Origin of the sequence: Spirosoma montaniterrae (assembly GCF_001988955.1) — a bacterium.
Taxonomy (GTDB): domain Bacteria; phylum Bacteroidota; class Bacteroidia; order Cytophagales; family Spirosomataceae; genus Spirosoma; species Spirosoma montaniterrae.
The window spans coordinates 3,323,863-3,337,369 of the sequence record NZ_CP014263.1; the positions used below are offsets into that span (position 1 = coordinate 3,323,863).

11 protein-coding genes are annotated in these 13,507 nt (G+C 50.3%); 4 read left to right on the forward strand and 7 right to left on the reverse strand.

The genetic code is table 11. The features are described 5' to 3' along the window. Positions 1-2: 2 nt before the first annotated feature. Entirely contained in the window at positions 3-1,745 is a 1,743-nt protein-coding gene (locus AWR27_RS14360) for a hypothetical protein (RefSeq protein WP_157579218.1), read from the reverse strand. 636 nt (positions 1,746-2,381) lie between these two features. Between AWR27_RS14360 and AWR27_RS14365 the strand changes: the two genes are divergently transcribed. After that, positions 2,382-3,224 (forward strand): LytR/AlgR family response regulator transcription factor, encoded by an 843-nt coding sequence (locus tag AWR27_RS14365; RefSeq protein ID WP_198045006.1) that lies wholly within the window; start codon positions 2,382-2,384, stop codon positions 3,222-3,224. On the opposite strand, the gene AWR27_RS14370 is transcribed toward AWR27_RS14365, so the two are convergent. The 4 genes from AWR27_RS14370 to AWR27_RS14385 all read right to left on the reverse strand — a co-directional run bounded on the left by AWR27_RS14370 (position 3,202) and on the right by AWR27_RS14385 (position 8,737). After that, entirely contained in the window at positions 3,202-3,714 is a 513-nt protein-coding gene (locus AWR27_RS14370; RefSeq protein ID WP_157579325.1) for an MOSC domain-containing protein, read from the reverse strand. The genes AWR27_RS14365 and AWR27_RS14370 overlap by 23 nt on opposite strands. Before the next feature lie 97 nt (positions 3,715-3,811). After that, complete coding sequence (locus tag AWR27_RS14375) at positions 3,812-4,747, reverse strand: metallophosphoesterase family protein (protein ID WP_077131806.1); 936 nt, start codon at positions 4,745-4,747, stop codon at positions 3,812-3,814. 74 nt (positions 4,748-4,821) lie between these two features. Continuing rightward, the gene (locus tag AWR27_RS14380; protein ID WP_077133999.1) at positions 4,822-5,838 is read right to left on the reverse strand and encodes a glycoside hydrolase family 5 protein; all 1,017 of its coding nucleotides are present in this window, start codon (positions 5,836-5,838) and stop codon (positions 4,822-4,824) included. 151 nt (positions 5,839-5,989) lie between these two features. Then, a complete protein-coding gene (locus AWR27_RS14385; protein WP_077131807.1) occupies positions 5,990-8,737 on the reverse strand; it encodes a DUF5686 and carboxypeptidase regulatory-like domain-containing protein in 2,748 nt (915 codons plus the stop codon). A 139-nt stretch (positions 8,738-8,876) separates the two neighbouring features. On the opposite strand from AWR27_RS14385, the gene AWR27_RS14390 reads away from it, so the two are divergent. Further along, a complete protein-coding gene (locus AWR27_RS14390) occupies positions 8,877-9,329 on the forward strand; it encodes a DUF2147 domain-containing protein (protein WP_077131808.1) in 453 nt (150 codons plus the stop codon). 3 nt (positions 9,330-9,332) lie between these two features. Next, the gene (locus AWR27_RS14395; protein WP_232325836.1) at positions 9,333-10,421 is read left to right on the forward strand and encodes a DUF6268 family outer membrane beta-barrel protein; all 1,089 of its coding nucleotides are present in this window, start codon (positions 9,333-9,335) and stop codon (positions 10,419-10,421) included. Positions 10,422-10,432: 11 nt separating this feature from the next. Here the strand turns inward: AWR27_RS14395 and AWR27_RS14400 are convergent, their stop codons facing one another. Continuing rightward, positions 10,433-11,701 carry a hypothetical protein gene (locus AWR27_RS14400; protein ID WP_157579219.1) on the reverse strand — a complete coding sequence of 423 codons (1,269 nt, stop codon included), beginning with the start codon at positions 11,699-11,701 and terminating at the stop codon, positions 10,433-10,435. Between the two features lie 478 nt (positions 11,702-12,179). On the opposite strand from AWR27_RS14400, the gene AWR27_RS25315 reads away from it, so the two are divergent. After that, positions 12,180-12,680, forward strand: coding sequence for a hypothetical protein (locus AWR27_RS25315; RefSeq protein WP_157579220.1), 501 nt, complete (start codon positions 12,180-12,182; stop codon positions 12,678-12,680). Here AWR27_RS25315 and AWR27_RS14405 read toward each other — a convergent pair. Then, complete coding sequence (locus AWR27_RS14405) at positions 12,607-13,437, reverse strand: helix-turn-helix transcriptional regulator (protein WP_077131810.1); 831 nt, start codon at positions 13,435-13,437, stop codon at positions 12,607-12,609. The genes AWR27_RS25315 and AWR27_RS14405 overlap by 74 nt on opposite strands. Positions 13,438-13,507: the final 70 nt, after the last annotated feature.

Consider the following 13,507-nt stretch of genomic DNA (forward strand, 5'->3'; position numbering starts at 1 on the left):
GACTACACCGTTAGACGACCGAATATGGCCGTTATTTTCAATCTCAAACCTATTTGTAGCGCAGTTAAACCCAGCGATTTGCATATCCCCCCAGTACTATGGTCAATCAGATCGCCATGGGTGTCCAGAAGTTTATAATTATTATGCCCCATCTGGTTGCCTGAGCGATCTGTGAATCCCAGGATCATATCCCCTCGGTCAGAAAACTCAATGTCTGACAGAATGGGTTGTGGATGCATTAAGTTAAATCTATAATTCCAGCCGCTGATTGTGTTGATCCAGGGAAACCACTGCCTATCCAGATCGTCGATAACTCCTCCTTTTTGGAAATTGAGTGGGTACTCCAACGTGGGCGTAGGATTAAACGTAGCTGCTCCAGTGGGATCGGTCAGCTCAAAAACGTAAGCATTCATGTCACTGGCTCCATTGACAATATTCTTACCATTGTTTTCGCCTGTGCAAAGTGCCCCTACATACAGTTTGCCTCTATGGTACTTCAACGCCCAGGGTCGCAAAAATCCGTTGTTGCAATTAATTGCAGGCAGGTCATACGATTCTACAGCAATCACAGCCTGTGGATTGCGGACATCGTCTAATTCCATCCTGATAAGTTTGCGGGAGTACAAATTCGTGACAAACAGAAACTTACCATCATCACTTATGTCAATATCGCCCAGACCAACTTTACCAGCCTGATCAAAAACAGCCGGGTCATAGTTGGGTACATAGCCACCCGAAGCGGGCAGGCCACGTTGTACGTTGGTTCCGACTACCCCTGCCCCGGCAGGTAGCCCGGAAACAGGATCAACACTACCCAAGTAAGTTACGCCTACAGCATAGCCTGCCTCTATTACTAAAGAGTAACTTGAACCTTTACCATAAGCGGGCGCACTGGCATCGGCACGTGTGCGGTAGCCACTCACATCCAGATCAAAAAAAGGTTGTGCCGTAAACGCATTAGGATCAATCATGTAAATGCCCCCAGTGCCGAGTTGCCCCAGTCCCACGTGTCGTTTCAAAAAAGCCGACGAAAAAATCTTTTGGGCCTGTTTGCTGTAAGCCAGCCCCCATACAGCACCGATGACTGTACCACCCATTTTCTTAGTGGGTGCCAGTGTTATACCCGAGTACGAATAAGGATAGCTAACAAACCAGTCCTGCGTACCGGCAAAACCTCCACCCAATGGGTCTCCATTCACATAGCAGGGTACAAAAACGTTGGTGTTGTCAGGCCCCCTATTATAATCATTGGGGTCGTGTACGGCAAAATTGACATTGGTGCTGTTTCCATTGACAAACTGCACCGACGAACCATAATTGGCTCCACCCAAAGCCGAAAAGTCCAACCCTTCACGTACGCATTCGTTGCCGGAGTTTAGTGAGGGTAACACAAACTCCACTCGAACAGGGCCAGTGCCGCAACCCGACAAGGTATAGTTGGCAGTAGCTGTATTAGTTGTTACGGTTGTTGAGATAGCTGAACCACACAGCGTTCCTGCCGAATTATAGGCGTTTATAGTAACGCCGGGCAAAACAGGCTCAGTCTCATTACGGGTTCCGTTTCCATTCAGATCTCGGTAAACAGCCCCTGAAATCTGGGCGTACCCCTGAGCAGCCATTCCTAACAGGAAAGCAACCAGCAATAGTAGCTGGTTTATGCTCCACGATGGCAACATTTGAGCCTTGCCCACGTTTCGGCTCTGGCGCAAACTGGTTACCCTAAAAGTAGATACAATGATTTCCATGAATTACGTGTGTAAAATGTGGAGTGTTAATTCGATTGGGGTAGTGGAACCTGCGCCGTGCTCCCCAACTGCACGGCAGGTATTCAAGGGTGGCGAAGACTGGCACAGCAACCCAAAGGCGGCTCTCTTTGCACAAGTAACAGACTTGAGCCAGTGCGTTCGTAAAAGCTGTCTCATCGGTTTTGATGGTTTGATTAATTAATTCCGCTGTTTTGCCCTTGTCAGGCCGATACATACCAACGGATCAGTATTTTTTTTCAGCAAGTATCAATTAGAATACCAACTTACTTTAGAGCCAGTAAAAGGATTTTTTTAAGGAAGAAATAGCAAGCTTTTGGGAAGAATTTTTGATGAACGGGAATATTACTGGAGGAATAGGAAATTAGCCAATGAGCTTAATTCTGCACAATTTTATTTATTTAGTAAGTGGTATGGTTTTGGTTTGATGGGTTGTGATTTATATGCTTTTATATTTGTACCGCCACTATTTTTCTTCATATGGTGCCAGACTTTTTACACCGCGTCCGTCTGTTTGTCTCCACACGGAAGTACTTGAATCAGACATGGTCCTTCCAAATGCTGTTGCGATGGGCTACAATGTCCAGCGTATACTCTCTACTATGCAATGGCCTGTTTATGACCATACTGCACGTTGTCGATGCAAACCCAAACGGTTTGTTAAAAGACGTGTTGTTGTTGATTGCTAAAATGTTGATAGCCTTCGTTTCAGTTATTATCGTCGGTATTCTCTTCTTCGGACTTTGGGAAAATATACGGGGTAAAACATCCGGAATTTCCCCCTTTCTATCCAGAGAAGTACAGTTTTTTCAGCTTTTTTTTCTGGTTATTTTGTGTACCGTATTATGTACACTGACATTCGCTACCAGTTGGTATTTCAACCTATCACCAAGTTGGAGGGCCGTTGCCAGCACTTTTGTGAGCTTCATTGTACCAGCCATCGCTTATTATAAATATAGTCAAGCCTCCATCAGGCAATTGGCAAATCGGGTTCAGGCACTTGAGAACACTACCGTTATTTCTAACGAAGCACCTTTAGAAAACCCGATCAGAATACAGTTTAAGACGCCCGCTCCTGCCCTGCCCTGCCACCTGGTTTTTCTGGAAAATGAACGCGAGATGCTTCGGCTACTGCCCAATGATCTCTATGCGGTTCAGTCGCAGGGAAATTATGTTTTTATGTTCTGGCACGAGAAAGGCGACAAATTGGAGAAGACGTTGCTCCGTGCGCCCATCGGCCAGGTTGACGATATACTCAGGCCCTATACCCGCTTTATGCGTACTCACCGAAGCTATATCGTCAATCTTGAGAAGATTCGTAAGGTAGAAGGTAATGCACGAGGATTGGTTGTACGGGTATCTCTGCTGGAAGAACCCGTGCTTGTTGCCCGCAGCCGGATCGAAGCGTTTCGGGAAGCTATCCACGACCAGCCTGAGCCTACTCATCCGGTTGCTGCTTAATATGCACGGCTTCGACGGGGGTGCCTACTCGCAGTACCCCGCCCCGTATCACCCGTGCGGTCATGCCGCCGTGGCCGCGCATGGCGTTGTAGCCGCCCGGCCCGAGCGTTTTCTCCATTTTTGAACAGGGATGGCATTGGCCCGTAATTTCCAGCACTACGGCTTCCGGCCCGTCGCCAAGTTGAATTTGCTGGTCTTTCAATGCCAGGAGATTGATACCCGACACCACAATATTCCGGCGTAGTAAAGCCGGGTCGAGGGCGTCGCGACCGGTCAGGGCGGCCACAACGGGCAGATGTTCGGCCTGAATCAGCGTTACGTGTCGGTTGCCACTCTGCCCGCTGTAATGGTCGCCAATAAGGCCCTTTTCCTCAGAAACAGCTACGGCTTCGACAACCGTAACCGGCTCGTCGCGCTTCGGGCGAACGCCAATCCACTCGACCCGACCGGAGCGGGGGAAAGCGCAGAATAAATCTTTCAGAGTCATCAGGACCATCAGAACCAGGATTAGCCCTGATTCACCAGATTAAAACAGGATTGGGCGTGGTGCGTTCCAAATAAATCCTGTTTAATCTAATAAATCATGGCTAATCCTGGTTCTGATACCCTGCGTACTCATTCCGTACCGTGCCATCATCAAATAAATCGACCACGGCGTAACCGGCGGCTGTGTGGTGATACTTGCCAAACCACCAGGCTCCACTCACAGCTCCATTGCAGTAGTACGATACGCCGTTGTAATCGACCCGGTCGGTAAGGTGAATATGGCCGCTCAGGGCCGCTTTTACATTTGGATGACGGTGGAACAGACTCGTTAGCCGAACGGTATCGCTGTGCATCCAGCGGGCCGGAACGTTCCAGTTTTCACCCTCGAAGCGTTTCCCGTCGAAAAATACGCAGGCCGCTAAAATCGGTACGTGCGAGATAATCAGTACCGGCGTTTCGGCAGACGTGGCGGTCAAATCGGTTTCGAGCCAATGGTATTGTTCTTCATCGAGATGGGCCGTGTACCAGCTTCCGTCAGCTTTGGGCTGAACACTGTCGAGTACGATGATATGCCAGCCATTTTTGTCGAGACTGTAATAGCGTTTGGCTATCGCCAACTCATTCATGGCCCACTGCCGACCGTCGCAGAAGGCAGCTTTGGTTTCTTCGCGACACCAAATGTCGTGATTGCCAATGCAACTCAGCATGGGCAGCGCATTTTCGGAACGCAGCACGTCCTGAAACAGCCGCCACTGTCGGCGTACACTATCCTGCCCGCGCCCGTGAGCTTCCATAACGGCATCGCCCCCGTTGATAATCAGGTCGGGTTTGTCGGGCAGGTTCTGTACATGGTGCAGGCATTTCTCAAAACCTTTAGCGGCTCCGATAATTGGCTGCATGTGTACGTCGGTGAGGTGGGCAATCCGCAACGCCCGGCGGGGCGAAGTAGCGGGGGCTGGGCAGGCCGAAATCAGGTGGGGAGATGAGAGAGCTGCAAAGCCCGCTCCTACGCGTTTAACAACGTCGCGACGATTCATTGTCCGTCTGTTGGTTTGCCAAAGGTAGAAACCAGCTATGACGTGGGTGTTATGTGGGTATTATGAATGTGTTATCAGTATTTCCGCAACAACCGCAGCATCATCTCATCTAACTGCATTCCCTTATACAGCTTATACTTTACATCGGCGCGGTCGCTGTTGAGGATGCCAAACGAACCCCGGAAGTTCCAGAGCGACCAGCCCCAGCCTGTCTCTTTCCAGAGTTTAAGCTGATCTTCCATCCAGCGCAGGGCCACACTGTGCGGGGTTTTGTTGAAACAGCCCCACTCGCCTACGTGAACGCCCACGCCAGTAGCCTCTAACTTTTGCCAGGGCTGAATGGCGATTTTCCGAAGCGTTTCGGCGTTCCAGGTGGCGTTCATCCACTGGGCAGGCCAGGTAGGTTCAGGCGCATCTTTCAACATCGGCACCCACGATGCCCCGTAATGACTCACGTTCATTGGCAGATAGCCGCGCGTACTCTGTCCCAGTTGCAGGTCGGCCAGTTTAAACACCGGCTGGTTGCCATATTGCAGCCCGTCGGCAATAATCAGTCGGCCAGAGTCGACTGCGCGAATGCCATCTACCAACGCCCGAACCACGCGAATGTAGCTGGCTTCGTCGGTGTTGGGTTCATTGATAAGATCGAAGCTGACTTCACGATTGGGACGACCTTTGTAGCGTTCGGCAAGGTGACGCCAGTGGAAAACGGCGGCTTCGAGTGCCCGCTCATCGGCCCAGAGATTGAGCGGCTCGGCGGGCGGATTCACGCAGTAGCCCGGAATTCGGTGCAGGTTCAGGTTTACGTGCAGCCCGTATTGCTTACCCCAGTCAACAGCCTGATCAACCTCTTTCAACACGTTCTCGTTGAGTTCGGTCCAGTGTGCCGGGTCGGGGGTGGCCCAGCATTGGTACGACATCGGCAGCCGAACAAAGTTGAAGCCCCAGTTGGCAATCATCTCAAAATCACGCTCCTGATACGCGCCCGCCGGAACCGGACCGCTCGTGCCTGCCACAAACTTTTCGAGCAGGTTAAAACCCCGCCAGCGTGGCAGTTTTCGGGGCGTTGGCTCCGGCAAAACCGTCGGCATTGCAAAACTGATTCGACTAAGGCTGGCCGCAACCAGAGATGTTTGAAGAAAGATTCGGCGTTGCATAATGTCTATAAACCGCAAAGACGTTAAGCTCTACGCTAAGAACGCTGCGTTTTTTTTGCGCCTTTTGCGTCTTTGCGGTTAAAAGCTATCTGCCAAAGTTCAGCGTGGTGCCAACGCGGTAGCCGATGCCCTGATACTGCCCATTCTGGAATTGCCCGATTACTTCGAGCCTGAAAAAAGGTAGCACCTGCGGAATCAGACCGTTGAGACCGTAGCCCACTTCGGTATAATTTGTTAACGATGGTGTAGCCAGATAGTTTACAAACAGATTCTCGCGCAGGTCGAGCAGGCGTAGTACGGTGATTTGGGTCAGCGCAAATTTGCGAAACTCGCCCAGCACGTGCGCTTCGGCAAATCGCTTGGCCGTGCTGAACTGGTAATACGGCAACATACGGAACGTTGTGACCGGGTCGCCCTGCTGAAACCAGAATTCGTTACCCGCAAAATGCTTGAAATCAGGAAAAAACAGTTGGTCATTCGTGATGAACGTACCAGCATTCAGGGCGTAGCTCAACCGGCTCCGAATGCCCGTTTCAAGCGACTGCCGAATACCTGCCTGTACAAAACCATAGTTCACCGTTCGGACCGGGAATGGTGACCCGGCAAGCTGTCGGGCCGAACCGGTGCGGTAATTGAGCGTGACTACCGGTGCTTCATCGTCGGGAATGAGCGTTCGGATGCCATTGCGGATGCGATACCGAATGCGCCCCAGATTGAACCGGGCCGTCAGGTCAAGCGTGAGCGCATTGTGCGTGGGCATGTTCACGGCGCGGGCAGGCGGAACCACAGCTTCGTCGTTAACGGGCAGTTCGACATTGAGCGGGTAATTAGGCGTAAATGTCCGATTGGTCCAGTTGATCCAGGGTCTTATGTTTTCCTTGAAATTCGCTACCTCGCTGCGCTGGGCAATTTCAACGCTGCCCAGCAAGGTTAATCGGTCGCCTAACGTCCGCACGTCGCCCTGGAGTCGGGCAAAATTTTTGGCGTAAAGCTTCATAAAATTCTGCTCGAACAGCAGGGTTGTAAAGCTGTTGAGTAGCGGGCTGATTGGGTTGTTGGGGTTGAACTGCACAAAATACCGCCCGCCCGATGCTTCCAGATTGCCTTTGGTAAACCGAATGCCTGCCTGCCCGTAGCCTACAATTTCGTTACGGCCAAACTGATAACGGCCTACCGCACCAACATACCAGCGCGGCCCGGCCTGAAAAATGCGCGGAGCCTTCAGTGAATCGGTTTTACTGGCCCGGCGATTTAGCCGCAAACTGGCCTCAATGGCATACCCTTCGACGGTGTTGTAGTCAACTTTCGACAGCGGACTGGTCCAGACTAACTGGGTACGCGGGGCCAGTTTGAACGATTCGCCCGATAGCAGAAAGTCTGAAACCGAGAACTTATCTTTCTTCTTACCCTTCACACTGTCGGCTTTTATTTTCACTTCGCGCACAATCCGCAGGCTGTCATTTTTAGCGTAGCTGATGCTTTCGGCGGTCGTCAGCGGCACGGCCCGGATCGAATCCCAGAAAGCCGCCGAGCGTTTTCCGGCCAATGAATCAACCGCCGATGAATCGTTACGTACTACCTGCACGTCGTCGCCCCGGCGTTTGCGTTCTTTAAACTCCTGCTTCTCGTATTCTTTAATGAGTTGTTTGAAATTTTTTGTCGTCAGTTCCTTCTGTTTTTTCACGGTCTGCTCAAACGACTGTCCCTGAATGGCGCGTTTGCTCAACACCGGGGCCGACTTTTCTTTCTTTTCATCGATTACCGGCACATCTTCCACAAAAGCCGGGTTAGGAACCAATCGGCTATACGTCTGACTAATAACGCCCTGTGCAATAAAATCGGCCCCGAAGAAATCGCCCTTCACGTCGAAACGCAGGTTCAGCGGCATCCAGATACCCTTAACCGGCGACAGTGTGCCGCGTACATTGGTGGTCGTTGTGGCTCCACCGCTGTTGCGAAACTCCAGTTGAAAGCTGTGTAATGCCCAGGTATTCTCGATGATGTAAACAACCCCGCGAAATACGCCCTCGCCCCACGAACGCGGCATAACCCGAATTTTGCTGATTTCAATCCGCTGCCCATCAGGACCCGGCTCGCTGAAAGTGCCTTCGTACTCAAATTTATAATAGGCAAACGCGCTCGGCGACAGGGGCGACACGTTACCACCGACCTTGGGCGAGTAAAACGAACTGATAAAAAACGTACTCGGAATCACCTGATCGAACTGCGAGTTGCGGGCGGCAATAGTACGCCGGTTATAGCTGTTTGGTTGCCGGAACGAAATTTCAGCAACGCTCTCATACAGAATCGGGCGACCCACTTTAAAATTGGCTTCGCGCTCGGCTTCCGCCAATTGTTTTTTAAATAGATTGGCAACGGCAGGCAGTTTCTGCACGGTGAACGATGCCTTACCGTAGCTGCGGGCTGTGTACTGCTGCACCTGCAATTGATGAAAGCGACTTTTGGCAATGGCCCGGCGCATAATGGTGTAGGCCGGATCTTCGTTGCCAACCTTCGCCTGCACCTCAGCCAGCCGGAAAGCCTGCTCCTCCAGCACCACGTCGAGCGTCTGAAAACCGCTGCCTACCTCAACTGATTTTTGCAGCGTTTGAAAACCAAGGTATTGAAACACAATGGTGTATTGGCCCGATGGCAGCGCAATTTCATACCGACCTTCATCGTTCGAGATGGTTCCCTGCGAGGTGCCTTTTACAATAATGGCCGCATAAGGCATGGCATCGCCTTTGCTATTTTTAACGGTACCGCGCAGGCCGGTCTGGGCTAATCCCAATGTTGTAAGTAGCGTGAAAAATACAGTGAGCTTGAAGCGCATACGACAGGTTTGTACAGAAGATGCTCAAAGTAACGAAACAGTTGCCTGAAAAAAACAATCAGGAAGGATAGTAATACTATCAAACAAAATAGACCTTACCTTTGTATTGCTTGTATAACTATCAAAAATACGTTGACTAATGAAAACGTTGCGCGTGTGGCTATTGTTGGCCGTATTGTTTTTGCCTCTTGTATTGTCTGCACAAAACAATCCAGATTCAGTTATTGGCGTCTGGAAAAATGGAGAGGGAACTGGCATGGTTCAAATCTATAAAAAAGGCGATAAATATTTCGGCAAAATTGTGTGGTTGAAAGTGCCGAACAACCCCGACGGTACTCCCCGTACCGATGTAAATAACCCCGACGAAAAGTTGCGCAGCCGCCCGCTGAAGGGTCTGGAAAACCTGCGCGATTTTGTAGCGAAAGGCGACAACAAATGGGAAGAGGGGAAAATTTATGAACCCAAATCAGGCAACGACTACTCCTGCGAAATGAAGCTCGTGGACGAAAATACGCTCGAAGTACGCGGCTTCATCGGTGTATCGCTGTTTGGCCGTACCGATGTCTGGAAACGGCAGGTAAAAAAGGCGTAATTCATGAAAGCCCTACCAATTCTTCTCCTCGCACTGCTGGCAACCGGCTCTTCTCTGGCCCAAACGGCTCCGGTGCCTGCCGCCGTGCCACAATCAACGACTTCGCCCGCAGAAGCCGCCCCCGCTGCCGAGGAACTAAATTTTGATGAGTTTGGCGATGCCGACGATAAAAAAGTCAAGCTATTTGCCACGCAGAAAGTGCTGTACCTCAGTCCTACCAAACTGATTTCGGTGGGCTACGAAGCGCAAACGGGCTTTGACTTAACATCGAATGGTAATCATATGTCAACGAGCCTTCCGATAGGCCCGACAGACGTAACCCAGCCCGTCAATCGCTTTGGCGGCTTGCGGCTGGGTGTGAACACGCCGGTTATTTCACGTTCCAATTTCATTCTGAATCTTGGTTTTACCTACTGGAATACGGGCGTCAGCATTGCTAACCCCGAGCAATCGCGGCTGTTTGGCGCACTCAATCAGGGCCTGCGCTCAACGGGCGTGAACGCGACCGTGTTCAAGCCGCTTGATATTAAGCACTTCCTGCTACTTCAGGCCAACGCCGATTTGAACGGTACGTACCGTAATTTTTCGGAACTCGACAGCCGGGGCATGACCTACAGCGGCACGGCTATCTACGGCTGGAAACCAAACGACAACCTGATGTGGGGTTTAGGCGTTACGCGCACCTACCGCGCCGGTCAGGTGCTACATATTCCGGTGCTGTTCTACAACCGCACCTTCAACCCGCGCTGGGGCGTTGAGGCCATTCTGCCCGCCCGCGCCAACCTCCGGCGCAACTTCGGCACCAACAGCCTGCTGATGCTGGGCTATGAAATTGAGGGCAACGCCTACTACCTCGGCAGCCCGACCGGCACCGACCTCTACCTGCGCCGGGGCGAACTGAAGCCGCGTATCACCTACGAACGAAAAATTGCCGGGTTTATCTGGCTGTCGGCTCAGGCCGGTATTCGCTACAACTGGCGGTTCGATGCGTTTCGCACACAGAACCCAACTGCCAACGAAACTGTCGTATTCGCCAACTCGATGCCAACAGTGCCGTATGTCAACGTAAGCCTGAATCTGGTAAGCCCCTGACAGACTGCTGGTTATATGATCTGCCGAGTTAGTAAATTAAGAATGGGCAGCGAGTTGTTACGCAACTGAAGTGTTTCAACTACCCGTTTCCACCGCTCGAATCGAGGTATGTCGGGATGACCGGCGGCCTCCTCTTTCGGAAATAACAAATCCGTAAGCCGGATGCTGTTTAGCCGGTCCAGGCGTGGCTGCGTATTGACAAGGGCCAGTAACTCATTTATTTTCATGAGTTTAGCCGGGTCACGCAGCGAATCAGGTCGGCAGTATAGACAGTATGTCGATTTCTCGTTGACCAACTGAGCCAGGTTCACGTAACGGTAGTTAATGACAGACCGCTCCTGCTCGGTAAAGCTGTCGTCGTCGAGCAGGTCGTGATAAATTCGGTTCAGAATTGGCTCAAACGCTACCAGAATAAGCAGGCCATCGTCCTTTTGAATTACTTCTCGGGCCGTTCTCAGAAAGCTGGTGTATTTGTCGCCGGTTAATGGTAACTGGCTCGTCTGCTGAATTTTATCAGCCACATTGACCACGTCAGGGTAAGCCAGATACTGTTCGAGATGCCGCTCGATGGTGGCATTTTTCAGATAATACAGACGCACGGGCCGCCCCGATCTGATAAAAGTGTTAAGTTGCTCGATCTGGTCGATGATGCCGAAAAGGCCAGGTTTATCGGCAGATGAAACATAGGACGTTACGCCTTTACCAATCACGTATAAATGCGTACCATACCCACTCACCAACCGCGATACTTGAATAGGCGGCTCGGCAAAGTCATCGAACGGCATTTTCTGAAACGAACTCCGCAGCATACAGAAACCGTCGACGGCATGGCTCAAATACAGTTTTTGCAGGTCCTCGGCAATGTATATGGTATCGAAGCGAACGAGCGACTGTTTTAGCGTTTCCAAACTATCGTCATCATCATACGTCAGGTAGTTAGGTTCGCCATTTTCTTTACCGGAGAAGGCAAACCGAACACCTGCAGGCCAGCGCGAACGGCCCGTTTCGTTCGTCAGGTCGAGCGCACTAATCAATAAGGCCGACCAGCCTGTGAAGCCGCTAATCAAGTTCAGGGTTCCTTCTTCGGTTACGGGTATGTCATAATTCTGAACAAACCGCCACAGTTCGTGAACAGTGGCATCGGGTTTATCGAGAACAACCTGGGCAATCCGAAGAAGGTCGTCCTCGTTTGGCTTTTTATTTCCTTTCAGAATCTTATTCAGTGTAACAGCATCTATAGGTTTGTTAGGTAAGACACTGAATTTTTCTGACTTACGCACAAAATCAATCTGTTTTTTTCCTGTCAGAAAATATTTAAGAAATTTCGCTATATTCAATTCAGAGTCTCCGAGCATGGCATTCACTGTTTATATAGCAGTAAGCTACTACTTATTTTAACAATATGCAAGATTCAAACCAAAAATTGCTCTATTTTATCATTTGCCAAAAAATATTCCGAAATTTCTCATTTTTACCGTATTTTTTCACCCAATAACTTGCTTATTACGAAATTTCTTCAATATATTCGTGTGTCTTTAACACAAATAGGCCATGCGGAAACCATACTACTTCGAACAGGTGAAAAGCCGACGACAGATCGCAGATTTTCGTTATGGCTATCACTGGAATGCCGGACGAAAAACGCCAATTTCGACGGAGTACACAAAACAAGCACTCACTATTAGCTGTTATCGGGGTTCCGAAATGGTCGGGGGGTTTTGCATGAATGTCGTTGAGTGGCAACCTTTACGCCACGCCATGCCTTTCACCCCAGAACAGTGGGAGGGATTACAAGTAGAAAAAGACATCTCAGAGAAAGATATTCTGGAAATCGGCGGACTATGGACCGAGAAGGGGTTATCTGGCTTCCGGAAGCTGGTTTTGTACGCACAGATGATTATTATCGCCCACGAACAGGCGCGGCTTCAGAACAAAAAATACATCATGTGCGGAACCCACGTGAAGGCATTGCGCCCTTTCATGCACCGCGTCATGCGAAAAATTGTCTACGATGGATACTGTAAACTGGGCGACCGGGATGAGTGGGTTACGCTGTTTGCCGCCCGAACAGAGGGTCTCTTTCTGTGGGCAAGCGTACAGATTTTGCAACGATTTGTATTTGGCTGGTTGCGGAAGTTACTGGGTCGCTCCAGTGATTCATCGCACCATAAAAATCTGACTAAGCTCACCCCAACAGCCCGTTTCTCCGTAAGAAAAATGCCACGTCGCGGGCGGTCTGAACGGGCAACTCGTCGGTGAAATGGCGTCGCGTTTTCTCAATAATGCTCTTATTGTATGCCTGAATCGTGGCCGGTTTGGTTTGCATGATGTCGGCAATGGCACTGGCCGACAGCACCGTATCGGGGTGATCGACGTATAGTTTCAGAATTTGCTGTTCGCGGGGCGAGTACGGATTTTTGCTGATCGGCAGTTGCGCAAACACCTGACTTACCATGCGTTTGAACGACTCTTTTACGGCTTCGTCGAGACCATGAAAGCGGGGGTTCAGAGCCTCGCCTTCATAAGGCTTAAGCAATGTAAATTCAGATAAATACTTTATTATCAATCCTTTATTGCTAAGTTGCCAGGCACTGATGGTACGCTTGCAGAGGTAAACCGTACCGTTTTTGTGGCGTAACGGCACCTGCGAAATGTATTTTGGTTTCATGAAGCGCACAATACCCAGCCGAGCCGACAGCCGGTATGCCTGTTTGCCCAGAATGAACATCAGTTCCGATAGAGCCTTGTTCGGAATCATATTCAGATAATCCCGAAATGTCAGACCGATGTCAGGGTATCCCATCTCAGCCCAGCCATGAGCATGTTCTAAGCTTACTTCCTGTAAATTGACGATGAAGAAAAACTGTTCTTCACGACACCCGTCGATAAGCCGTTGTAATTCATCATCCTGCTGCTTCGTTGATACAGTCAACTCAGTGGCATCTAAAGGCGGGATGACCTCACTCACAAACTGTTTAATTTGGTGATACGTACTGGCAGATACCGATGTAGCCATGAAAATGTGGGATAGATAAAAAATACCCTATGGTAGGGTAAACCAATTGCGCCAGATTGATGAAGTTTGC

Excerpts from the sequence above, each read along its gene's own strand:
- AWR27_RS14380 (WP_077133999.1), bottom strand. The coding sequence starts at position 5,838 with ATGCCGACGGTTTTGCCGGAGCCAACGCCCCGAAAACTGCCACGCTGG.
- AWR27_RS14385 (WP_077131807.1), bottom strand. The coding sequence starts at position 8,737 with ATGCGCTTCAAGCTCACTGTATTTTTCACGCTACTTACAACATTGGGA.
- AWR27_RS14395 (WP_232325836.1), top strand. The coding sequence starts at position 9,333 with ATGAAAGCCCTACCAATTCTTCTCCTCGCACTGCTGGCAACCGGCTCT.
- AWR27_RS14405 (WP_077131810.1), bottom strand. The coding sequence starts at position 13,437 with ATGGCTACATCGGTATCTGCCAGTACGTATCACCAAATTAAACAGTTT.
- AWR27_RS25315 (WP_157579220.1), top strand. The coding sequence starts at position 12,180 with ATGCCTTTCACCCCAGAACAGTGGGAGGGATTACAAGTAGAAAAAGAC.
- AWR27_RS14360 (WP_157579218.1), bottom strand. The coding sequence starts at position 1,745 with ATGGAAATCATTGTATCTACTTTTAGGGTAACCAGTTTGCGCCAGAGC.
- AWR27_RS14390 (WP_077131808.1), top strand. The coding sequence starts at position 8,877 with ATGAAAACGTTGCGCGTGTGGCTATTGTTGGCCGTATTGTTTTTGCCT.
- AWR27_RS14365 (WP_198045006.1), top strand. The coding sequence starts at position 2,382 with ATGACCATACTGCACGTTGTCGATGCAAACCCAAACGGTTTGTTAAAA.
- AWR27_RS14375 (WP_077131806.1), bottom strand. The coding sequence starts at position 4,747 with ATGAATCGTCGCGACGTTGTTAAACGCGTAGGAGCGGGCTTTGCAGCT.